The 21,434-nt window shown below is 64.9% G+C and carries 20 protein-coding genes; 9 read left to right on the top strand and 11 right to left on the bottom strand.

All coding sequences use genetic code 11. The features are described from left to right. The first annotated feature begins 42 nt into the window (after positions 1 to 42). Both OSH12_RS08650 and OSH12_RS08645 read left to right on the top strand, forming a co-directional pair. On the top strand, positions 43 to 930 hold the full coding sequence (locus OSH12_RS08650) for a carbohydrate ABC transporter permease (RefSeq protein ID WP_380223560.1): 888 nt from the start codon (positions 43 to 45) through the stop codon (positions 928 to 930). A 10-nt stretch (positions 931 to 940) separates the two neighbouring features. After that, positions 941 to 1,837, top strand: coding sequence for a carbohydrate ABC transporter permease (locus OSH12_RS08645; protein ID WP_266343113.1), 897 nt, complete (start codon positions 941 to 943; stop codon positions 1,835 to 1,837). 68 nt (positions 1,838 to 1,905) lie between these two features. On the opposite strand, the gene OSH12_RS08640 is transcribed toward OSH12_RS08645, so the two are convergent. Both OSH12_RS08640 and OSH12_RS26215 read right to left on the bottom strand, forming a co-directional pair. Continuing rightward, positions 1,906 to 2,556: an AraC family transcriptional regulator gene (locus tag OSH12_RS08640; protein ID WP_323180624.1), complete on the bottom strand. Its 651-nt coding sequence runs from the start codon at positions 2,554 to 2,556 to the stop codon at positions 1,906 to 1,908. Further along, entirely contained in the window at positions 2,516 to 2,818 is a 303-nt protein-coding gene (locus OSH12_RS26215; RefSeq protein WP_323180623.1) for an AraC family transcriptional regulator, read from the bottom strand. Before OSH12_RS26215 ends, OSH12_RS08640 begins: the two co-directional genes overlap by 41 nt. Before the next feature lie 156 nt (positions 2,819 to 2,974). Between OSH12_RS26215 and OSH12_RS08635 the strand changes: the two genes are divergently transcribed. From OSH12_RS08635 to OSH12_RS08620, 4 genes are all read left to right on the top strand, one after another. Beyond that, the gene (locus OSH12_RS08635) at positions 2,975 to 3,811 is read left to right on the top strand and encodes an SDR family NAD(P)-dependent oxidoreductase (RefSeq protein ID WP_266343112.1); all 837 of its coding nucleotides are present in this window, start codon (positions 2,975 to 2,977) and stop codon (positions 3,809 to 3,811) included. Positions 3,812 to 3,898: 87 nt separating this feature from the next. Next, positions 3,899 to 4,921, top strand: coding sequence for an aldo/keto reductase (locus OSH12_RS08630; protein WP_266343111.1), 1,023 nt, complete (start codon positions 3,899 to 3,901; stop codon positions 4,919 to 4,921). A 38-nt stretch (positions 4,922 to 4,959) separates the two neighbouring features. Continuing rightward, complete coding sequence (locus OSH12_RS08625) at positions 4,960 to 5,667, top strand: hypothetical protein (protein WP_266343110.1); 708 nt, start codon at positions 4,960 to 4,962, stop codon at positions 5,665 to 5,667. Positions 5,668 to 5,738: 71 nt separating this feature from the next. Continuing rightward, positions 5,739 to 6,467, top strand: a complete 729-nt coding sequence (locus OSH12_RS08620; RefSeq protein ID WP_266343109.1) for an SDR family oxidoreductase — start codon at positions 5,739 to 5,741, stop codon at positions 6,465 to 6,467. A gap of 60 nt (positions 6,468 to 6,527) precedes the next feature. On the opposite strand, the gene OSH12_RS08615 is transcribed toward OSH12_RS08620, so the two are convergent. From OSH12_RS08615 to recA, 4 genes are all read right to left on the bottom strand, one after another. Continuing rightward, entirely contained in the window at positions 6,528 to 8,321 is a 1,794-nt protein-coding gene (locus OSH12_RS08615) for a cation:proton antiporter domain-containing protein (protein WP_266343108.1), read from the bottom strand. Positions 8,322 to 8,356: 35 nt separating this feature from the next. Then, a complete protein-coding gene (alaS, locus tag OSH12_RS08610) occupies positions 8,357 to 11,008 on the bottom strand; it encodes an alanine--tRNA ligase (protein ID WP_266343107.1) in 2,652 nt (883 codons plus the stop codon). Between the two features lie 140 nt (positions 11,009 to 11,148). Beyond that, positions 11,149 to 11,538: a GFA family protein gene (locus tag OSH12_RS08605; RefSeq protein ID WP_266343106.1), complete on the bottom strand. Its 390-nt coding sequence runs from the start codon at positions 11,536 to 11,538 to the stop codon at positions 11,149 to 11,151. Between the two features lie 101 nt (positions 11,539 to 11,639). After that, positions 11,640 to 12,722: a recombinase RecA gene (gene recA / locus OSH12_RS08600; protein WP_266343105.1), complete on the bottom strand. Its 1,083-nt coding sequence runs from the start codon at positions 12,720 to 12,722 to the stop codon at positions 11,640 to 11,642. A gap of 327 nt (positions 12,723 to 13,049) precedes the next feature. On the opposite strand from recA, the gene OSH12_RS08595 reads away from it, so the two are divergent. Further along, positions 13,050 to 14,282 carry a serine hydrolase domain-containing protein gene (locus OSH12_RS08595; RefSeq protein WP_266343104.1) on the top strand — a complete coding sequence of 411 codons (1,233 nt, stop codon included), beginning with the start codon at positions 13,050 to 13,052 and terminating at the stop codon, positions 14,280 to 14,282. 1 nt (position 14,283) lies between these two features. On the opposite strand, the gene OSH12_RS08590 is transcribed toward OSH12_RS08595, so the two are convergent. Further along, entirely contained in the window at positions 14,284 to 14,973 is a 690-nt protein-coding gene (locus OSH12_RS08590) for an SDR family oxidoreductase (protein WP_266343103.1), read from the bottom strand. Positions 14,974 to 15,250: 277 nt separating this feature from the next. Between OSH12_RS08590 and OSH12_RS08585 the strand changes: the two genes are divergently transcribed. Continuing rightward, complete coding sequence (locus OSH12_RS08585; protein WP_266343102.1) at positions 15,251 to 16,162, top strand: pseudouridine-5'-phosphate glycosidase; 912 nt, start codon at positions 15,251 to 15,253, stop codon at positions 16,160 to 16,162. Positions 16,163 to 16,269: 107 nt separating this feature from the next. Here OSH12_RS08585 and OSH12_RS08580 read toward each other — a convergent pair whose 3' ends face one another. Then, positions 16,270 to 17,862: a winged helix-turn-helix domain-containing protein gene (locus OSH12_RS08580; protein ID WP_266343101.1), complete on the bottom strand. Its 1,593-nt coding sequence runs from the start codon at positions 17,860 to 17,862 to the stop codon at positions 16,270 to 16,272. A 25-nt stretch (positions 17,863 to 17,887) separates the two neighbouring features. On the opposite strand from OSH12_RS08580, the gene OSH12_RS08575 reads away from it, so the two are divergent. Then, entirely contained in the window at positions 17,888 to 18,799 is a 912-nt protein-coding gene (locus OSH12_RS08575; protein ID WP_266343100.1) for a DUF1194 domain-containing protein, read from the top strand. 10 nt (positions 18,800 to 18,809) lie between these two features. On the opposite strand, the gene OSH12_RS08570 is transcribed toward OSH12_RS08575, so the two are convergent. From OSH12_RS08570 to OSH12_RS08560, 3 genes are read right to left on the bottom strand one after another with little or no spacing between them, the layout of a single operon-like run. After that, complete coding sequence (locus OSH12_RS08570; protein WP_266343099.1) at positions 18,810 to 19,676, bottom strand: class I SAM-dependent methyltransferase; 867 nt, start codon at positions 19,674 to 19,676, stop codon at positions 18,810 to 18,812. 9 nt (positions 19,677 to 19,685) lie between these two features. Then, positions 19,686 to 20,069, bottom strand: a complete 384-nt coding sequence (locus OSH12_RS08565) for a hypothetical protein (protein ID WP_266343098.1) — start codon at positions 20,067 to 20,069, stop codon at positions 19,686 to 19,688. Beyond that, a complete protein-coding gene (locus OSH12_RS08560; protein WP_266343097.1) occupies positions 20,069 to 21,352 on the bottom strand; it encodes a cytochrome P450 in 1,284 nt (427 codons plus the stop codon). Before OSH12_RS08560 ends, OSH12_RS08565 begins: the two co-directional genes overlap by 1 nt. Positions 21,353 to 21,434: the final 82 nt, after the last annotated feature.

Here is a 21,434-nt window from a genome sequence, read left to right as displayed (position 1 = left end):
AGTTCCTACACTTCCCAAAAACCGCGATCCCGCGTGGCGGACATGTTCCAGAGCAAGAATGCTATGGGACTTATGTTCATGCTGCCGGCGGCGGTGTTTTTGATCTGCTTCCTCACCTACCCGCTCGGCCTCGGCGTGTGGCTTGGTTTCACCGATGCGAAGATCGGTCGCGACGGCGTCTTCATCGGCCTGGAGAACTACCGTTATCTCTGGGATGACCCCGTCTTCTGGACCTCCGTTTTCAACACGGTCGTTTACACCTTCGTCGCCTCGGTCCTGAAATTCGTGCTCGGCCTCTGGCTGGCGATGATCCTGAACGAGAACCTGCCGTTCAAATCATTCTTCCGCGCCCTCGTCCTTCTTCCCTGGGTCGTGCCGACGGTTCTCTCCGCGCTCGCCTTCTGGTGGATCTTCGACGCGCAGTTTTCGATCATTTCCTGGTCGCTGATGCAGATCGGCTGGATCGACGGCCCGATCAATTTCCTCGGCGATCCGACCAACGCCCGCATTTCGGTGATCGCGGCCAATGTCTGGCGCGGCATCCCCTTCGTCGCCATCTCGCTCCTGGCCGGATTGCAGACCATCCCGCCGTCGCTGCAGGAAGCAGCCTCGCTGGATGGCGCCACGAGCTGGCAGCGCTTCCGCCTCGTGACCTTGCCGCTGCTGAGCCCGATCATCGCCGTGGTGATGACCTTCTCGGTTCTGTTCACCTTCACCGACTTCCAGCTGATCTATGTTCTCACCAAGGGCGGCCCTGTGAACGCGACCCACCTCATGGCGACGCTGTCGTTCCAGCGCGGCATCCCCGGTGGCCAGCTTGGCGAAGGTGCTGCCATTGCCGTCGCGATGATCCCCTTCCTGCTCGCAGCGATCCTGTTCAGCTTCTTCGGCCTGCAACGGCGGAAGTGGCAGCAGGGCGGTCAGGACTAGGAGAGAAACCATGGCAATTTCCGCAAAGAACGACCCGGCCCTGAATGACGACGCGGAGGGCATGAGCTATCTGAACCGCCTGCCCCGCCGGCTCGTGACGGTCTATCTTCCGCTCGCCGTCTTCGTCTTCGTCCTGATCTTCCCGTTCTACTGGATGGCGATCACGGCGGTGAAGCCCAACCACCAGCTGACCAACTACGACCAGTACAGCCCGTTCTGGGTGGTCGAGCCGACGCTCGACCACATCAAATACCTGCTGTTCGAAACGTCCTATCCCGGCTGGCTGTGGAACACGATGCTGGTCGCTTTCGGCTCGACGGTGCTCTCCCTGGCAGCGTCCGTCTTCGCGGCCTACGCCATCGAACGCGTTCGGTTCACCGGTTCGCGGCCGGCGGGGTTGATGATCTTCCTCGCCTATCTGGTTCCTCCGTCGATCCTGTTCATCCCGCTCGCCGTCATCGTCTTCCAGTTCGGAATCTATGACACCAAGCTGGCGTTGATCTTCACCTACCCGACCTTCCTCATTCCGTTCTGTACCTGGCTGCTGATGGGCTATTTCCGCTCGATCCCCTTCGAGCTCGAGGAAAGCGCCCTGGTCGATGGCGCGACACGCTGGCAGATCCTGATCAAGGTCATCCTGCCGCTCGCCGTACCGGGACTGATCTCGGCCGGCATCTTCGCCTTCACGCTGTCGTGGAACGAATTCATCTATGCGCTGACCTTCATCCAGTCGTCCGAGAACAAGACGATCCCGGTCGGCGTATTGACGGAGTTGGTGCGCGGCGACGTGTTCGAGTGGGGAGCGCTGATGGCGGGCGCCCTGTTCGGCTCCCTCCCCGTCGTCATCCTCTACTCGTTCTTCGTCGACTCCTACGTCTCGTCGATGACGGGCGCGGTCAAGGAATAGCCAGCTTCCGCTGGGCCAAACTCGAAACGGCGCGGGAATTCCCGCGCCGTTTTTCGTTGTTGATCCGCCTAGACCGGCTGCGCCAGGCGCTGCGGGTCCAGCGCCGAGAGTTCACGCAGCCTGGCCGCGTCGCGACCCGGCGGCTCGCCGAACAGGCGGCTATATTCGCGACTGAACTGCGACTGGCTCTCATAGCCGACCGCGAAGCCGATGCTGCCGGCGTCCGCGCGCTGGATCAGCAGGAGCCGACGCGCTTCCTGCAACCGGATCTGCTTCTGGAACTGCAGCGGGCTCATCGACGTCACCGCCTTGAAGTGACGATGGAACGACGAGCCGCTCATGCCGGCGATTTCGGCCAGCGCCTCGACCCGCATGGTGTCGCGATAGTTGTGCTTGATCCAGTCGATGGCGCGGCTGATGCAGGACAGCCGGCTGTCGGAAAGCGCGATCTGGCGCAGCATGCGCCCCTGCGCTCCGGTCAGCAGCCGATAGAGAATTTCCCGCTCGGCCAGCGGGGCCAAAATCTCGAGGTCGCGCGGGCGATCCAGCAGGCGAAGCATGCGGACGACAGGATCGAGCAATTCCGCGTCGATCGGGCTGACAGCCATGCCGGCCGCCGGCGCGCCGTCATCGTCCATCTCGGCCAGCTCCAGCAGCATCGAAGCCAGCGCGGCGCGGTCAAGCCGCAGGCTGAAGGCGAGATAAGGGCTCTGTGTCACTGGCATCCAGGATCGCACCGCTGACCGGCAGGTCGACCGAAACGACGAGATACTTTGCCGTGTCATAGATCAGCAGCCTGTCGCCAACCACCACCTGCTTGCGTCCCTGCGCCACGGCGCAGAACAGAGGCTCGTAGAGAACGCGGGCGGGACCCGTCTGCGTGCAGGAACGCAGCAACGTCACACGCGGAATTGCCGTCTCGAAACGAGGCGAGGCGCAGTGGCGCTCGATCAGGGCGCGGAGTTCGTTCATGTCTTCCATGGTGGCTCCGATAAGACGACCAGCCCTCGCAAGGTGCAAGCGCGCTGGCAGCGTAGATCGGCACTCTGACAGGATCGTGCAAGAAGCTGGCAGCTATCGGCTAACGCTTCGGCCTCCGGCGCTCCATCTTCCCTCAACAACCAAAGGGAGTTCGACATGAGCAAGATCTGGTTCGTCACGGGTTCGACGCGCGGCATCGGTGCCGAGATCGTCAAGGCGGCTCTCCACAAGGGCGACAGCGTCGTCGCAACCGGCCGCGATCCGGCCGGCATCCGCGAAGCCTTCGCGGCAGATGGCGACCGCGTTCTGGCGCTGGCGCTCGACGTCACAGACCCGGCACAGATCGCCGCCGCCGTCGAAGCCGCCGTGCAAAAGTTCGGTCGCATCGATGTTCTGGTCAACAATGCAGGCTATGGCCATCTCGGCCTGTTCGAGGAATCGGCGGCCGGCGACGCCGAGCGCCAGTTCGCCACCAACGTGTTCGGCCTGTTCAACGTCACCCGCGCCATCCTGCCGGTAATGCGCAAGCAGCGCGCTGGCCACATCTTCAACATCTCCTCGATTGCCGGCATTCGCGGCGGCCTCGGCGGCTCGCTCTATTGCGCCAGCAAGTTCGCCATCGAGGGCTTCTCGGAATCGCTGGCGCAGGAAGTCGAGCCCTTCGGCATCCATGTGACGGTGGTTGAGCCCGGCTTCTTCCGGACCGACTTCCTGGACGAAACCTCGGTGCGCTTCGGCGCCAAGCCGATCGAGGACTATGCGGAAGTCTCGGCGCAGATCCGCAACGGCTACAAGGATCGAAACCACCAGCAGGCGGGCGACCCAGCCAAGCTTGCCGGCGTGATCGTCGAGCTCGCCTCCCGCGAAAAGCTGCTCTTCCGCTACGCCGCGGGCTCCGATGCCGCCGGCGTCTTCCAGGCCAAGATCGAGCGGTTGCAATCCGAACTCGAAGCGACGCGGCCGCTCTCCCCCACCACGGACGGCCACTTCTAGCCACGTCTCCGGGGCTGCTTGCCTCACCCGGCCTTCTTCCAAACCCATCGACGCCCTCCGGCGTCGTTCACCTGAACGGATTTTCCCATGCGAACCAAGACACTCGGCGGCACCGGACTTCTCGTTTCCGAAATCTGCCTCGGCACCATGACCTTCGGCGGTCGCGGCTTCTGGACCGCGATCGGCCAACTCGACCAGTCGGTCGCCGACAATATCGTCGCCCGCGCGCTCGATGCCGGGGTCAACTTCATCGACACCGCCGACGTTTATTCGGAAGGCCTGTCGGAAGAAGTCACCGGCCGCGCCATGGTCAATTCCGGCCGCAAACGCAGCGATGTCGTGCTCGCTACCAAGGCGCTCGGCCAGACCGGCCCCGGCCCGAACGACCGCGGCGCTTCGCGCGGCCACATCATGGACGCCGTCAAGGCGAGCCTGAAGCGGCTCGGCACGGACTATATCGACCTCTACCAGATCCACGGCTTCGACCCGCTGACCCCGGTCGAGGAGACCGTGCGCGCGCTCGATGATCTGGTCCGCCAGGGCCATGTCCGCTATGTCGGCGTTTCGAATTGGGCGTCCTGGCAGATCATGAAGGCGCTCGGCATCGCCGATCACAAGGACTGGGCGCGCTTCGCCTCGCTACAGGCCTATTACACGATCGCCGGCCGCGATCTGGAGCGCGATGTCGTGCCGATGCTCCGGGACCAGAAGGTCGGCCTGATGGTCTGGAGCCCGCTCGCCGGCGGCTTCCTTTCCGGCAAATATGACCGCGACGGCAAGGGACCGGACGGCGCACGCCGCGCCACTTTCGACTTCCCGCCGATCAACAAGGACCGCGCCTATGACGTCATCGACGTGATGCGCGAGATCGGCGACGCCAAGGGCGTCTCGGTCGCCCGCATCGCGCTCGCCTGGCTGCTGCACCAGCCGGTCGTGACCTCGGTCATCATCGGTGCCAAGAGCGTTGAGCAACTGGACGACAATCTCGCCGCGACGACCGTCCAGCTCTCGGCCGAGGAACTGAAGCGCCTCGACGAAGTCAGCGCGCTGCCGGCCGAATATCCCGGCTGGATGCTCGAACGCCAGAGCGCCGGCCGCCAGCCGGACTGACGCTTGACGGCGGCTTGCCGCCAAGGGATGCAGGGCGGATGAGCGATCTCGTCCGCCTTGCCGCCCGCAACAACGCCGATTGGTGCGACGCCGTCTGCCGCGCCTGGGGCCGGCCCGGCGAATTTTCCGGGTCGCTCTGGCTCAACCGGCATCCGGTGCCGCGCTTCTATCCGAACGCCGTCACGCTCACACCGGACAATGGCGAGGCGCAGCACGCGGCGGTGGCAATGCTAGCCACCGCCCTCGACGCCGGATTCGCGGTCAAGGACAGCTTCGCCGCGCTGGATCTCGTGCCGCTTGGCTTGACGCCGCTCTTCAGCGCCACCTGGATTTTCCGCCCGCCGGGACGGCCCGCACCGACCGGCGACGATGGTCTCGACTGGAAGGTCGTCTCGACACCGCAGGCCTTCGACGCCTGGCGTGCCGGCTGGTCCGGCGACGATCCCGCCCCCTCGCCCTTCGCACCAGGCCTGCTCCAAAATTCCGCCATCACGCTGATCGGCGGCTGGCGCGGCGACGCCGTGTTCGCGGGCGCCGCGCTCAACCGCTCGACCGCCGCCCTGGGCTGGTCGAACGTCTTCGGCCCCGCCGAATCATCGGCCGCCTGCCGGGCCGCAGCGCTTCGCTTCGCCCTCGACCTGGCCGGCGAGCGACCCATCATCGGCTACGAGCAGGGCGACGCGCTGGCGCAATCGCTCGAACTCGGCTTCCAGCCGGCCGGGCCGCTAACGATCTGGGGATGCTGACCCATCAACGCCATGGAATTTGCCCCGGGGTTCGCGCTAGGTTTCAGCGAACGACATTCGGGAGGAAAATAATGTCTGAATTCAAGGGCAAGCGCATTCTGGTTACCGGCGCCGGCAAGGGCATCGGCCGCGCCACCGTGCTGCTGCTGGCAGAATATGGCGCGACTGTCGTGGCGCTCTCACGCGATCCGAAGGATCTGGAAACGCTGGCGGCCGAAACCGGCTGTGAGACCTACGCCGTCGATCTCGCCGACCCGATCGCGACGCGCGAGGCCGCCCGCGCAGCCCAGCCGATCGACCTCGTGGTCAATTGCGCCGGCACGACAACGCTGGAGCCCTTCCTGGAAGCCAAGGTCGAGAGCTTCCAGCATCTCTACAACGTCAACGTCATCGCCGCGGCGATCGTGGCGCAGGAATGCGCGCGCAACATGATCGAGCGCGGCGTCAAGGGCTCGATCGTCAACGTCTCGTCGCTGTCGTCCTGGATCGGCTTCGAGGATCATGCCGCCTATTGTGCGTCCAAGGGCGGACTCGACGGGCTGACCACGGTGATGGCCAACGAACTCGGCCGCAAGGGCATCCGCGTGAATGCCGTCAACCCGTGCGTGACGCTGACGCCGATGGCGGTCAAGGCGTGGAGCGCACCGGAAAAGGCCGACCCGATGCTGGCGCGCATTCCGCTCGGCCGCTTCATCGAGCCGCGCGAAGTCGCCGAGACGATCGCCTATCTGCTGTCCGACCGCGCCTCGATGATCAATGGCGTGGCGTTGCCGGTCGATGGCGGCTTCCTGATCAACTGACTGTACTCGCGGGAGAGGCAGAGCCTGCGGGATCGCCGCCGGCCTGTCTCTCTTGCCCCGTCAGCCGTCGCCCAGCTGCGTCTGGGACCCGGCCTGCGCCTTGGCCTCGGCGGGATAAGGCCCCTCTTCGCTCAGCCGCGCCTCGACGAGCGCGCGCACGACCGCGAGACGGCTTTCGATGGCTTCCGAGGGGAGTCCGATCGTCGCCAGCAATTCGCCGCTCAATTGCAGGCTGCCCTCGAAGGCTTCCGGCACGACGTGGGTCGCGCCCAGATCCAGCAATTCTCGTGCATGCGCGACGCTGCGGGCGCGGGCGTGGATCGTCGCGCCCGGCCAGCGCGCCCGGATCGCCTCGACCATGCGCTTCGCCATGTCGCCGCCATCCGCCGTCACCACGAAGGCCAGCGCATTCTCCGCGCCCAGTCGCGTCAGGATCTCGGCACGCGTCGCATCGCCATAGAACACCGGCAGGCCGTCCTTCTTGGCGCGCTCGACATGCACGATGTCGAGATCGAGCGCCACGAAGGGGATACCCTCGGCCTTCAGCAGGCCGCCGACCATGCCGCCGACACGGCCATAGCCGCCGATGATGACATGATCGGACATCAACTCGTCGGCATGCACACCGTGCGTCGCCGTATCGCTCCGGCTTTCCAGCCGGCGCGCGATTCGCCCGCCAATAATGCCCATCGCCGGCGTGAACAGCATCGAAAGCGCCGCCACCGTGGTCGCGAAATGGGCGACATCGGCGCTGATGACGTTTTCGCGGAAGGCGAGCGCGAACATCACGAAGGCGAACTCGCCGGCGCCGGCAAGCAGGAACGCCATCTCGATCGCGACGGAACGCTTCACTCGCGCCAGGCGCGCGGCGACATAGGCCGTCACCAGCTTGACGATGAGCAGCAGCACGAGCGCCAGCAGCACCATGGTCCATTGCTGGAAGACGATATCGAGATCGATCGTCATGCCGACCGTCATGAAGAACAGGCCGAGCAGCAGATCCTTGAACGGCTCGACATCGACATCGAGCTGGTGACGATACTCGCTCTCGCTGAGCAGCAGACCGGCGAGGAACGCGCCAAGCGCCGAGGACAGGCCCGCCGCCGAGGTCAGCGCGCCGGAGCCGATGATGATCAGCAGCGTGATCGCGATCAGCAGCGTGCGATTGCCGGTCGCCCCGGCAAGTTGCATCAGCGGCTTGATCAGGAACCGGCCGAGCGCCAGCACGGCGACGACGACCGCGACGGCGATGCCGATACCCTGGACGAGCGCCAGGCCGACGCCGGCGCCTTCCGTCGCGCCGGCCGTGCCCAATATGCCGACCACGATGACGATCGGCACGACCGTCAGGTCCTGGAGGATCAGCACGCCGAGCGTGGTGCGGCCAGCCGGAGCGACGAGGCGCTTCCGCTCGATCAGCGACTGGGTGACGATGGCGGTCGACGACAGGGCGAGTGCCATGCCCAGAACCAGCGAATCATCGAACTGGAAGCCGGCCCATGCCGACAGGCCATAGATCATGGCGGTGGCGAGGATCACCTGCAGGCCGCCGACCTGCACCATCATCTTGCCGATGGCCGCGAGCCGGCCGAGCGACAGCTCGAGCCCGATGGTGAAGAGCAGGAACAGGACGCCGAGATCGCCCAGCGTCTGCAGGCGCGTCACGTCGGTGATCGCCGCATAGCCGAAGATCGGCCAGGTCTGTGCCAGATGGCCGAAGCCGCCGGGCCCGACCGCGATACCGGCGATCAGGAAGCCCAGCACGACGCCGAGCCGCATGAACTGGAACAGCGGGACGACAATGCCGGCGGCGATCAGGAAGATCAGAAGTTCCCTGCCCGCCGCCTCTTCCACGATGCCGTCCTCTTCTTGGGGGACTCCCCGAGTGCTTAGCTCGCCAGTACGGCTTCAATCGCCGCGAGGGCATCATCGGCCTTGCCGCCATCCGGACCACCGGCCTGCGCCATGTCCGGACGACCGCCGCCGCCCTTGCCGCCCAGCGCATCCGACCCGGCGCGAACCAGATCGATGGCGCTGTACTGGCCGACGAGATCGTCGCTGACACCAACGACGAGGCCAGCCTTGCCGTCATCCGAAACGCCGACGATCGCGACGATACCCGAGCCTACCGCCTTCTTGGCGTCGTCGACGAGGCCTTTCAGGTCCTTCGGCGAAATACCCGACACGACGCGACCGAGATAGCGCACGGAACCGATTTCGCGCACGCCGTCGCCAGCCGCCTGTCCGCCGCCACCACCGAGAGCCAGCTTCTTCTTGGCTTCGGCCAGCTCGCGTTCGAGACGACGCTTGTCCTCGACCAGCGACTGGACGCGGTCCGCCGCTTCGTCCGGGCGAACCTTGAGAGCAGCCGCGACCGCCTTCAGGCGCTTGTCCTGCAGCTCGAGATGCTCGCGCGCCGCCTTGCCGGTCAGCGCTTCCACACGACGCACGCCGGCCGCGACCGCGCTTTCGCCGACGAAGGTCACCAGGCCGATTTCGCCGGTGCGGCCGACATGGGTGCCGCCGCAGAGCTCGACCGAATAGGACTTGCCGTTCTCTTCGCCCATCGTGACGACGCGAACTTCATCGCCATACTTTTCGCCGAACAGCGCCATCGCGCCCGAATGCATCGCTTCGTCGCGATCCATCAACCGCGTCACGACCGGCGCATCCTGCAGCACGATCGCATTGGCGATCTCCTCGACGGCAGCCAACTCGGCCTCGTCGATCGGCTTCGGATGGCTGAAGTCGAAGCGCAGGCGCTCCGGCGCGACCAGCGAGCCCTTCTGGGCGACGTGATCGCCAAGTACGCGGCGCAAGGCGGCGTGCAGGAGATGGGTCGCCGAGTGGTTCGAACGAATGGTACCGCGACGGTCATGATCGACAATCAGGCGCACGGCATCGCCGGTCCGGATCGCGCCGCTTTCAACCGTGCCGACATGGACAAACAGTCCATCGGCGCGCTTCTGCGTATCCTCGACCCGGATCACGGCGCCGCCCTCGGTCTCGATCCGGCCGGCATCACCGACCTGACCGCCCGATTCGGCATAGAACGGCGTCTGGTTGACGACGATCGAAACCGGCTCGCCTGCCTGCGCCTCGGCGATCTCGGCGCCGTCGCGCACCAGCGCCAGCACCTGGCCTTCGGCGGCTTCGGCCGAATAGCCGAGGAACTCGGTCGCGCCTAGCTTGTCGCGCAGCGAGAACCAGACCGTTTCGGTCGCCGTATCGCCTGACCCCGACCAATTGGCGCGAGCCTCGGCCTTCTGCCGCTGCATCGCCGTCTGGAAGGCGTCGGTATCGACTGCGATGCCGCGGGCGCGCAGCGCGTCCTGCGTCAGATCGAGCGGGAAGCCATAGGTGTCATAGAGCTTGAACGCGGTCTCGCCGTCGAGCGTCGCGCCGCTGGTCAGCGAGCCCGTCGCGTCGTCCAGCAGCGTCAGGCCGCGCGCCAGCGTGCGGCGGAAACGGATTTCCTCCAGACGCAGCGTCTCGGTGATCAGCGCCTCGGCGCGAAGGAGTTCCGGATAGGCCTGGCCCATCTCGCGGATCAGCGCCGGAACCAGACGCCACATCAACGGATCGGCAGCGCCGAGCAAATGGGCGTGACGCATCGCGCGGCGCATGATGCGGCGGAGCACGTAGCCACGGCCTTCGTTCGACGGCAGCACGCCATCGGCAATCAGGAAGGAGGTGGCGCGCAGATGGTCGGCGATGATGCGATGACTGGCGCGATTGGCGCCTTCCGCCGGCACACCGGTCGCCTCGACCGAGGCGCGGATCAGCGCCTTGAACAGGTCGATGTCGTAATTATCGTGCACGCCCTGCATGACAGCGGCGACGCGCTCAAGGCCCATGCCGGTATCGATCGACGGTCGCGGCAGCGGCACGCGGTTGCCCGGCGCGATCTGCTCGAACTGCATGAAGACGAGATTCCAGATCTCGATGAAGCGGTCGCCATCCTCGTTCGGGCTGCCCGGAGGTCCACCGGGGATGTGATCGCCATGGTCGAAGAAGATCTCCGAGCACGGACCGCAAGGGCCGGTGTCGCCCATCTGCCAGAAATTGTCCGATGTCGCGATGCGAATGATCTTGTCTTCGGAAAGGCCGGCGATCTTCTTCCAGAGGCCGAAAGCCTCTTCGTCATCGTGATAGACGGTGACGCAGAGCTTGTCCTTGGCGAGCCCGAACTCCTTGGTCACGAGCGTCCAGGCGAGCTCGATCGCGCGTTCCTTGAAATAGTCGCCGAAGGAGAAGTTGCCAAGCATCTCGAAGAAGGTGTGATGCCGGGCGGTGTAGCCGACATTGTCGAGATCATTGTGCTTGCCGCCGGCGCGGACGCATTTCTGCGACGTCGTGGCGCGCGGATAGGGAGCCGCCGAACGGCCGGTGAAATAGTCCTTGAACTGGACCATGCCGGCATTGGTGAACATCAGCGTCGGATCGTTGCGCGGCACGAGCGGGCTCGACGCGACGATCTCGTGACCGTTCTTCTGATAGAAGCCGAGATACGCCGACCGAATGTCGTTGACGCTGCTCATGAACTGACCCGCCTGCTACAGTGGGGGCGCGCAAGAGCGTACCCAGCCGAAGGAATTGTGCGGGCGTTTGTAGCGACCGGTCGCGGGACTGTCCAGAAAACGCGTAAGTGGTGCTTAACGCCGCGCGGATCGGTCGCCTGTCAGCGGCTGCGACCGTCGAAATGCGTGACGTGAACGCCGGTCAGATCAATGTCGTCGATGCAGCGTAGATTGACCGCCACCATCGCGGACCCGTCCGGTCCGATTGCCTGCCCGAAGGCGCCGACGCCGCAGGTCGGACAGAAGAGATGGTGGATCTTCATGGTGTTGAACTGGTAGTCGACGAGGGTCTCGCCACCCGACTGGAGCTCGAAATCCGTCGCGGGTACAAAAGCGAGCCAGTGACCGCGCTTCTGGCAGATGGAGCAATTGCAGGCCATCGCGGCGCTGAAGTCGCCCCGCGCTGAAAAGCGCACACGCCCGCAATGACAGCCGCCGGACTGGGTCTCGCTGCGACCGGTTTCCGATGCGACGGCTTCCGAATCGGACATCTCAACACCCAACCGCTGAGAGAAACCGGTTGAGCAACGGCCGGATTGCCGTCACCCCAGAGAAGGCGGAAGGACGGAATCCGTCCCTCCCGCCCTCGATCCTATGCCTCGAGGGCGTCGTCGCCGTCATCACTTTCCGGCTCGCCCTTGGTGAGCTGCTCGGCAATCAACCCGGCATTCTGACGGATAGCCAGTTCGATCGCCGCGGCCGCCTTGGGATTGTCGCGCAAGAAGGCCTTGGCGTTCTCGCGGCCCTGGCCGAGGCGCTGGCTGTCATAGGAGAACCAGGCGCCGGACTTCTCAACGATGCCGGCCTTGACGCCGAGATCGACGAGTTCGCCCATCTTCGAGATGCCTTCGCCATACATGATGTCGAATTCGACCTGCTTGAAGGGCGGCGCCAGCTTGTTCTTGACGACCTTGACGCGGGTCTGGTTGCCGACGACGTCGTCGCGCTCCTTGATCGCGCCGATGCGGCGAATATCGAGACGCACCGAGGCGTAGAACTTCAGCGCATTGCCGCCCGTCGTCGTCTCGGGATTGCCGAACATGACGCCGATCTTCATGCGGATCTGGTTGATGAAGATCACCATGGTGTTCGACTTGGAAATCGAAGCGGTGAGCTTGCGCAATGCCTGGCTCATCAGACGGGCCTGCAGGCCCGGCAGGCTGTCGCCCATCTCGCCTTCGATTTCAGCGCGCGGCGTCAGAGCGGCTACCGAATCGATGACAAGCACGTCGACCGCGCCGGAGCGCACCAGCGTGTCGGTGATCTCGAGCGCCTGCTCGCCCGTGTCGGGCTGCGAGATCAGCAGATCATCGAGATTGACGCCCAGCTTGCGGGCATAGACCGGGTCAAGCGCATGCTCGGCGTCGACGAAGGCGCAGATGCCGCCATTCCTCTGGGCCTCGGCGATGGTCTGCAGCGCCAAAGTCGTCTTTCCCGACGATTCGGGACCATAGACCTCGACGATGCGGCCACGCGGCAGACCGCCGATTCCAAGCGCGATATCGAGCCCGATCGACCCGGTGGAAACGGTACCGATCTCGACGGCCTTGTTCTGACCGAGGCGCATGATCGAGCCCTTGCCAAAGGCCCGTTCGATCTGGGAGAGCGCTGCATCCAGCGCCTTCGACTTGTCCATTGTGGCCCCTTCGACGAGACGGAGAGAAGATTGAGACATTCCGGCGCTCCTTATTCCACACCGCTCGAACGTGAGCAAACACGGACAATGTACACGTTTTGTTCTCGTCTTCAAGTGGGATTCAAGAGAGCTGGTTCGAGAGGCGCAAACGCCGTTGGGCGGATCCGCGAAAGCCCTGTAGCATGAAAGCGGCCGGCGCGACGGCACGGCGTCCGGACGTGATGAATGCGAACCGGAGGAATGGCGATGTCGTGGTGTTTTTCAAAGAGGGCTGGCGCAACCGTCCTCCCGGCGCTGGCCTTCGCCCTTGCTCTCGTCGCCCCCCTTTTTGGAAGCGGCACGCCCGCCCGCGCCGATTCCAAGCCGATGAACGCCGCCGAATCCGATCCGGTCACTCTGGGCTGGATGGTCGGCGCGCCGCCACCGGCCGACAAGATCATCCGCTTCGAGGAAAACGGGGACTATTTCACCTTCCCGAAGCTTCGCTGGACGGTCTGCCATATGCGCGAGCTGATGCCGACTGTCGGCGTCGGCCGCGGTCTTGGCCCGCTCCGTTTCTTCGACAAGGGGATCGATAGCGGCATCGACGCCGTGACCTTCACGCCGCTCGGCAGCGACAAAACAATGAGCTTCGCCGAGGCGTTCGATGCCAACTACACCGACGGCATCGTCGTCCTGCACAAGGGCGTGCTGGTCTATGAGCGCTATGCCGGCTGCCTGAACGATACCGGCCACCATGCGGCCATGTCAGTGACCAAATCGCTGACGGGCCTGCTCGGCGAAATGCTGGTCGCCGAGGGAACGCTCGACGACAAGGCCAAGGTTGCGACGCTGGTGCCGGAACTGGCTGACAGCGCCTTTGGCGATGCAACGGTGCGCCAGGTGCTCGATATGACGACCGGCCTTCACTACAGCGAGGACTATGCGGACCCGAACGCCGATGTCTGGATCTATTCGGCTGCCGGCAGCCCGCTGCCGAAGCATGCCGACTACAAGGGTCCCCGCAGCTATTTCGACTATCTGAAGACCGTGAAGAAGGAAGGCGAGCATGGCGCCGCCTTCGGCTACAAGACGATCAACTCCGACGCGCTCGGCTGGATCATCGCCCGCGTCACCGGCAAGTCCGTGGCAAAGCTGCTGTCGGAGCGGATCTGGGCCCGGATGGGCGCCGAGATGGACGCCTATTACTCGGTTGATTCGATCGGCACGCCGTTTGCCGGCGGCGGATTTAACGCCGGCCTTCGCGACCTGGCACGAATCGGCCAGCTGATGCTCAATGGCGGCACGCTGAACGGCGAACGCCTGGTGCCGGAAGCTGCGATCGCGCATATCCGCGCCGGCGGCGACAAGCAGGCCTTCGCCAAGGCCGGCTACACGCTGCTGCCGGGCTGGAGCTATACCGGCATGTGGTGGATCTCGCACAACGCCAATGGCGCCTTCATGGCGCGCGGTGTGCACGGCCAGGCGATCTATGTCGACCCGGCCGCGCAGATGGTGATCGCCCGCTTCGCGTCCAATCCCGTCGCCAGCAATTCCGCCAACGACCCGACGAGCCTGCCCGCCTACGAGGCCGTGGCGAAATACCTGATGGGGAAATGACCTAGGACGTCAGGCCGCCATCGACGGTGATCGTCTGGCCGGTGACATAGCGGGCCAGCGGCGACACCAGATAGGCGACGGCGCTGGCGAGTTCCGCCACTTCGCCGTAACGGCCGGCCGGGATGCGGGCGATGCGCTCGGGCGTGCTCGGCAGCGAATCGATGAAGCCGGGCGCGACCGCGTTGATGGTGACGCCGTCCTTGGCCAAGGTCCGCGCCGCGACGGCGACATAGGCGGAAAGACCTGCCCGCAATACGGAGGACGAAGCAAAATCGCCATCGGCGCGGGTGGCGGCAAAGCTCGACATGGCAACAAACGAGCCCTTCGATGCTTCGAGATCGGCGCGCGCCGCCCGCAGCAGGCGAACCGTCGGCATCAGGAACATGTCCTGCGCCGCGCGCCAGTCTTCATCGTCGAGATCAAGCAGCTTCTTCTTCGCGGAATGGCCGCTATTGGCGACGATGGCGTCGATACGGCCCGTCTCCGACCGTGCACGCTCGACCAGCGCCTGAAGATCATCCGCCTGGGTCACATCGCCGCGAACGGCAAAACCGCCCAGTTCCGCAGCCAGCGCCTCGACGCCCTCAGAGCGACCGAGCAGGCCGACGCGATAGCCATCGGCGGCAAGGCGGCGGGCGATTCCCGCGCCAATGCCTTTGCTGGCGGCCGTGATGAGAACGGTCTTCGTCATGCTTCATGCCTCTTGCTGCTCCGAGACGGCGATGCCGCATCGGCTGGAACTTTCGCAGATCGATATGAACCGCTCCGGCGGCGGAAGAAAAGGCAATGATGTGCTGAAACGGACGCGAATACGCGAACGTCATACTGTCATGTGGACGAGGCATGTCACCCGCCCGCCATCGAGGGCTTGCCGAAAGCGGGGGCGATCGGCCATGGTCCGCCTTTTCGCGGATATGCTTCGCCATCACAGGCGACGGCCCGCCCCCTCAGAACGGTGACACAACCTGATGTCCGACAACGATCTCATCCTCTTTTCCGAAGAAGTCGCGGCCGCCAAGGCTGACGGCAAGCCCCTCGTGGCGCTGGAAACGACGATCGTCACCCACGGCATGCCCTACCCCGAGAACATCGCGACGGCGCGCGCCGTCGAGGACATCGTGCGGGCCAATGGCGCCGTGCCGGCCACCATTGCCATCATGTACGGCAAGATTCGCGTCGGCCTGACGGCGGACGAGCTGGAACGCCTCGCCGGCCTCAAGGACGTGATGAAGGTTTCGCGCGCCGATCTCGCCTTCGCGCTGTCGACCGGTCGCCCCGGCGCCACCACGGTTGCCGCCACGATGATCGCCGCGCATCTTGCCGGCGTCAGCGTCTTCGCAACCGGCGGCATTGGCGGCGTGCATCGCGGCGCCGAGACGACCTATGACGTTTCCGCCGATCTCTACGAGTTCCCCAAGACGCCGGTGACGGTTGTCTGCGCCGGCGCCAAGGCGTTGCTCGACATCCCGAAGACGCTGGAAGTGCTGGAGACGCTGGGCGTTCCGGTCGTCACCTATGGCCAGGATGAACTGCCGGCCTTCTGGTCGCGCCAGAGCGGCCTGCCGACGCCGTTGCGCCTGGACGCGGCGCGCGACATCGCCGCCTTCATCGCCAAGCGCGCCGAGATGGGCCTCGAGGGCGGCATGCTGGTCGCCAATCCGGTGCCGCTTGCCGACGAGATCCCGGCCGAAGAGATGCGCGGCTACATCGACACGGCAATCGCCGACGCCGACCGCGACGGCATCCGCGCCAAGCATGTAACGCCCTATGTGCTCGGCCGCATGCTGGAACTGACTGCCGGCCGCAGCCTCGTCACCAACATCGCGCTGGTGAAGAACAACGCCAAGCTCGCCGCCGAAATCGCGGCAGCGCTGGTCTAGGGCCGATCTGGCCTCGGAAATTCCGGGGCCGGATATTTCGGGGATGGGCCGCAGGACGAGTTTCTGCGGCCAAGCTGTCTTCGCGTCGGCGAACAATCAGCCGCGCCCTACCCCGTCGGTGGCACCAGCCCTGGCACGGCTCGCCAAACCTCTTCGTCGACAACAGTCGGGCCGAAGCGTCGGACCATCTGGGCGATCACGCCGCGCAGCAGGTTTTCGCGATGCTCCTGACGACGATAGAGCCGCGCAAAGACGTAATAGAAATACATGACGAGGCTCTGCGCCCGGGCGAAGTCGAGCGGGGCGTGGATCAGCAGCGCTTCGGGCGGCAAGGTCGCGTCCGGCCGCGCCGTGACCAGCGCCATCTGCAGGCGAGCCCCGGGCTGGATGCGGTAGAGCCGCTCGCAGGTCGCTTCCATTCCGTCGCGATCCCCGGCTGCCAGTTGCGCCGCTGAGCGCAAAACCAACAGATAGACCTCGAACTGCGACCCCGCTTCCGCGAGCTCCAGGCCATGGTCGTAGAGGTCGACCGCCTGCTCGGCAGCACCGGCCGCGAGCCGGATCTGGCCCAGAATGGCGAAGGCGGCGGCAAAGGCGGTGCTGGCGGCAAACGCCTGCTCGGCCAGTTGCTCCGCCAGAACCTCATGACCTCGGCCTGTGAAGAGCAGCAGCTTGGCGGCGGCCAGCATCAGGATCGGGTTTTCGGCGATATCGGGCAGCACCTGGAAGACGATTGTCTCGATCTCGTCCTGGAGGCCGGTCCGAGCCTCCGGCGTCAGATGCGCGCTGGCGGCGCCCAAAAGCAGTCTCGAATGCAGATAGAGACCCCACATCAGGCTGGTGGCCGGATCGTCCGGCTGCTTGGCGCGCGCCTCGGCCAGCTGCTCGCCCATCGCAATCCAGCTATCGTCGCTGCGCGCCAGCATCCGCGCCGCATCGTGCATCCGCAACTCGAGCGGCAGATCCGTGGGGGCAGCCCGCGACAGCGAGCCCAGGGTCAGCTGATGCCAGATCGCGGCCTGGAGGCGCCCGGCCAGCACATCCGATTCGACGCGCGCCGCATCCGGCGTGTCGAGCGAAAGCCTGTATGCGGCCAGGATCTGGCGGCTGGGGCCATCGCGCAACACCGCCGCGACATGCAGCCGCTCGCCCGCGCCGTAGAAGCTGACATCGAGAGAAAACTGAACGCCGGCGGCCGGCGCTCCCGTCCCTGCCCCGAGCCGCCACGTCTCCGCGAGGGCGATCGTCCGGCCGACGCCGGTGCGGCGGTCGAGATCCTCCTGCAGGGAACTCAGGAAGCGGCGCGCCATGGTTTTGGATTCCAATCGATCCAGCCCGGAGACGGGACCAATGATCAGGAAGGCGTCGATCAGCGCATCGGAGCGAACCGGATCGGCGATCCAGACATAGCCCTCGCCATACTGCGTCGCGATCAGCGCCGGCGCGCGCGCGGGATCACGAAGCTTGGCGCGCAGGCGATTGATCAGAAAATCGATGCTGCGGTCGGTAGTGTCCGAGCCCGTGCCGGCGATCGCGTCCAGTAGCTGGTTTCGCGTCATCACCATGCGCGGATGGCGCGTAAAGGCCAAAAGCAGAGCCCGCTCGGAGCGCGTGAACTTCAACTCGTCTTCCGCGCCATGGCGCGCAAACAGGAACGACGGGTCAAAGGTCAACTCGCCGTATCGCACGCCTCCTTGCATCGCCCTCTCCTCGTTGGATCAAACAATGATGCAACAATCCTTCCGTAGCGTCGAGGGCGGCGCATGGCCTCCTTTCGGGGTGTTTTTGTCGCGAGTAGAATTAAAGGCTAGGGGATCCACCATGCTTCTCGAATTTCGAGGAAATGTATTTTGGTCACAATGCTTAAGACTGTCGATAATAACTTTGGCTTCCTTGGCATTCGCGGAAGCGAGCGCCGAAAATAAAACCAACGCGGGGTCGGACATCCCCGTTGATCTCGAATTAGTGATTGCTCTTGATGTATCGACATCGATGGATCGCGAGGAAAGGCTCCTGCAGCGCGACGGATTCGCCGCCGCTTTTCGGGATGCGGACATTCTGCGGGCGATCCTGAGCGGACCCAATCGGCGCATCGCCGTCACCTTTACGGAATGGGCCGGCACATCGCGCCAGAACGTCATCCTGGAATGGAGTGTCGTCTCCGACGCGGCCAGCGCCGAGGCGCTTGCCGACAGGCTGGACGTCCGCATTCCGGGCCGGCTGCCGATGGGGACCTCGATCGGGGACGCGATGCGCCACGCCGCCTCGCTGTTCCACGACAACGGTCACACCAGCCAGCGCAGGGTGATCGACATCTCCGGCGACGGCATCAACAATAGCGGCCCCGACCCGGCGTTGATCCGCGATGCGCTCGTCGCGCAGGGCATCACCATCAACGGGTTGCCCATCACCTACAAGCCGCTGCTGGAGGGCGTAGCCGACGCCGTCGGCATGCCACTGCCGCCGCACTACCTAATCGACTATTTCAGCCGCGCCGTGATTGGCGGTACGGGCTCGTTCGTCGAGCCCGTACCGGCAATTGAGGAGTTTGGCGCTGCGATCCGGCGCAAACTGCTGCGCGAGATCCGAGGGTCGAACGAAGTGGCGGCCCTGCAGCCAGGGCCACTCAATCGCTGACGCCGGCGGTTCAGCCGATAGCGGGCGCCTTGATCGCCGCCACGACGTGGCCGACTTCCGCTCGGTCGAGCGCGGACGGCGCGCCTACGTAAATTTCGCCAAGCGCCGGTCCGGTCCGATCCTCGATCGACGAGAAGCCGAGATCGACCAACCGCCCCGCGAGGTCGTCCGGCTTGAAGAACGTGACGAAAGGCTCACCGAGGCTGGCCGTACGACCGGCCAGGGTGGTGAAGGCCAGACGCTGCAACAGGCTCAGCTTGTCGGGGATCTCGGCATAGTCGAAGACGACTTCGCCGCCGCCGCTGCGCGCGGCAATGATGCCAAGGGTCGAGAAGATCGCTGCTTCGGTCAGGTAGGGCGCGACGCCGAGCCAAGAGAAAAAGGCCGGGATGGACGGATCGAGCCCGGCTGCGACCAGCTTCTCGTCGAGGCGATCGACGGTGAAGTCGACCGGCACGAAACGCACGCTTTCCGGAACCGCTATGCCCGTCGCGGCAAGGCGCTCGCGCTTCCAGGCCTGGGTCGCGGGGTGATCGACTTCGAAAACAACGACACCCTGGTCGGCGAAGCGATTGCGATAGGCAAAGGTCTCGAGCCCGGCGCCAAGCACGACGATATGGCGGACGCCGCGCGCGACGGCAGCGGCCAGCCTGTCTTCGGCGAAGCGGCTTCGCGCGGCGAGAAAAGCGCGAATCGTCTCGCCGCCCGGCGAATCGGCGCGGGAGAGTTCGTCTCGCGCCAGGACAGATCCGCGATCGCCCCCGACGATGGTGAGAGCGAGCGGATCCTCGAAAATCAAGGGCTTGTCGAGGAGTTGATGGGCCGCGCGACGCATGGCGACGCGAAAGGCTGTGGCGCTTGGCTGACCTTCAATCATGGTTGCGTTTTACTCCACGCAGCCGAAATTGGTAAGCAGCCTTGTCGCGGTTTCTCTGTCCTCGACGGATCCGCCATGTTCCGACAAGAGCAACAGCGAAGGCTTGCCCTCCGGCTCGATGATGGCGTGGAACGGCACGAAGCTGGCCTTGTCGTTGACGGCGACCTCGCCGCAATAGCCATGAGCATTGCGGGCCTTTGAAAGACGCAAGCTCTTGAATCGCGCCTCGGCCGGCGTTTTGAAATCGCGTGTCACCAAGGTCTCGATCGATTGGACCAGCGCCGGATCGAGGCCGGTAGCCGAACCGTCGATCACCGTCTGCGCGCTTGCGGGCAGCACCGCCGCAAGCATCAGCCCAGCCGAAAGCCCTGTCGCTGCAATGGCGTTCCGCATCAGACGTCCCATGCGAGTTGCAGGCCGTTGAGGCCGTGGAAATGATAGTTGTCGCGATAGCTTGGCGCGGTAGCGAAGCGCAAACCCTTCAAGCGATCGAACAGGATCGGCATGGCGACCTGCATTTCGAGCCGCGCTAGCGGCGCGCCGATGCAGAAATGAATGCCGAGGCCGAACGAGACATGCGGCTTCAGTTCTCGCGTCGCATCGAAGCGATCGGCCGAGACATAGCGGTTCGGGTCGCGATTGGCGGCGCCGAGGAGCAGGCCCACCTGCTGGCCCTTTTTCAGCGGAATGCCGCCAAACTCCAGGTCCTCCAGCGCGTAGCGCATGAACATGTGCAGCGGCGGGTCGTAGCGCAGGCACTCCTCCACCGTTGCAACCGTCGATTCGGGCGTTTCGAACAGCGTTGCCGGATCGACGCCGGAGCGCAGGATCGCGCGCACGCCATTGCCGAGCGCGTGAACCGTCGCCTCGTGCCCGGCATTGAGCAGCAGGATGCAGGTGGTGATCAGTTCATCTTCGGAGAGCTTCTCGCCCTTCTCTTCAGCGGCGATCAACTGGCTGATCAGATCATCGCCCGGCTGGCCGCGCCGCTCCTGGACATAGCCCTTCAGGAAAGCGGAAAAGGCGAGCGTCGCGGCGACGGCGGCGTCTTCCATCTCGCGGGTGCGGCCAAGCTGGTACATGCCGACCATCGCATGCGACCAGGACAGAAGGTCCGGCGCACGCTCGACCGGCACGCCGAGGATCTCGGCGATCACCGTGATCGGGATCGGCGTCGCATAGGCTTCGATCAGGTCGACCTCGCCCTTGGCGGCAAAGTCGTCGATCAACTCGTTGCAGAGCGCCTCGATGCGCGGCCGCAGCCGCTCGATCTGGCGCGAGACGAAGGCGCGATTGACCAGGGTGCGAAGACGGGTGTGAACGGGCGGCTCGCGTTCCAGCATCGACAGGCCGTCGACATCGTAGAACGGCTTCAGATGCGCGGGGATCTCCGGAATGCCGAGCTCTTCGCGCGTCGCCACATGCAGGATCTCACGGCCAAAGCGGCGGTCGCGATAGAGGGCGTTGACGTCCTCGGCGGACAGGAAGCACCAGACGCCCTGCTCTTCCCAGAAGAACACCGGCGAGACAGCGCGGATCGCCTCGAACACCGGATAGGGATCCTGGAAGAAAGCCGGATCCTTGGCGTCGATCGAGGCGCGCCGGGTGACCGGATCGATCCGGAAAGGCAAGGCTTGTGTCGCAGCCTCGACGGTGGACGCGGATCGATCGTTCATGAACATTATTCCAAATTAAAATCGGACCGCCATTCTCCGCAGCCGACGTCGGCTTGGCAAGCACCGTCGCCTGCGGCAGCGT

The sequence above is a fragment of the Kaistia terrae genome, assembly GCF_026344005.1.
Taxonomy (GTDB): domain Bacteria; phylum Pseudomonadota; class Alphaproteobacteria; order Rhizobiales; family Kaistiaceae; genus Kaistia; species Kaistia terrae.
This window is presented reverse-complemented; position numbering and strand designations above follow the sequence as displayed.

Excerpts from the sequence above, each read along its gene's own strand:
- OSH12_RS08650 (WP_380223560.1), top strand. The coding sequence starts at position 43 with ATGTTCCAGAGCAAGAATGCTATGGGACTTATGTTCATGCTGCCGGCG.
- OSH12_RS08645 (WP_266343113.1), top strand. The coding sequence starts at position 941 with ATGGCAATTTCCGCAAAGAACGACCCGGCCCTGAATGACGACGCGGAG.
- OSH12_RS26215 (WP_323180623.1), bottom strand. The coding sequence starts at position 2,818 with ATGGAAGACATGAACGAACTCCGCGCCCTGATCGAGCGCCACTGCGCC.
- OSH12_RS08635 (WP_266343112.1), top strand. The coding sequence starts at position 2,975 with ATGAGCAAGATCTGGTTCGTCACGGGTTCGACGCGCGGCATCGGTGCC.
- OSH12_RS08630 (WP_266343111.1), top strand. The coding sequence starts at position 3,899 with ATGCGAACCAAGACACTCGGCGGCACCGGACTTCTCGTTTCCGAAATC.
- OSH12_RS08625 (WP_266343110.1), top strand. The coding sequence starts at position 4,960 with ATGAGCGATCTCGTCCGCCTTGCCGCCCGCAACAACGCCGATTGGTGC.
- OSH12_RS08620 (WP_266343109.1), top strand. The coding sequence starts at position 5,739 with ATGTCTGAATTCAAGGGCAAGCGCATTCTGGTTACCGGCGCCGGCAAG.
- alaS (WP_266343107.1), bottom strand. The coding sequence starts at position 11,008 with ATGAGCAGCGTCAACGACATTCGGTCGGCGTATCTCGGCTTCTATCAG.
- OSH12_RS08605 (WP_266343106.1), bottom strand. The coding sequence starts at position 11,538 with ATGTCCGATTCGGAAGCCGTCGCATCGGAAACCGGTCGCAGCGAGACC.
- recA (WP_266343105.1), bottom strand. The coding sequence starts at position 12,722 with ATGTCTCAATCTTCTCTCCGTCTCGTCGAAGGGGCCACAATGGACAAG.
- OSH12_RS08595 (WP_266343104.1), top strand. The coding sequence starts at position 13,050 with ATGAACGCCGCCGAATCCGATCCGGTCACTCTGGGCTGGATGGTCGGC.
- OSH12_RS08590 (WP_266343103.1), bottom strand. The coding sequence starts at position 14,973 with ATGACGAAGACCGTTCTCATCACGGCCGCCAGCAAAGGCATTGGCGCG.
- OSH12_RS08585 (WP_266343102.1), top strand. The coding sequence starts at position 15,251 with ATGTCCGACAACGATCTCATCCTCTTTTCCGAAGAAGTCGCGGCCGCC.
- OSH12_RS08580 (WP_266343101.1), bottom strand. The coding sequence starts at position 17,862 with ATGCAAGGAGGCGTGCGATACGGCGAGTTGACCTTTGACCCGTCGTTC.
- OSH12_RS08575 (WP_266343100.1), top strand. The coding sequence starts at position 17,888 with ATGATGCAACAATCCTTCCGTAGCGTCGAGGGCGGCGCATGGCCTCCT.
- OSH12_RS08570 (WP_266343099.1), bottom strand. The coding sequence starts at position 19,676 with ATGATTGAAGGTCAGCCAAGCGCCACAGCCTTTCGCGTCGCCATGCGT.
- OSH12_RS08565 (WP_266343098.1), bottom strand. The coding sequence starts at position 20,069 with ATGCGGAACGCCATTGCAGCGACAGGGCTTTCGGCTGGGCTGATGCTT.
- OSH12_RS08560 (WP_266343097.1), bottom strand. The coding sequence starts at position 21,352 with ATGAACGATCGATCCGCGTCCACCGTCGAGGCTGCGACACAAGCCTTG.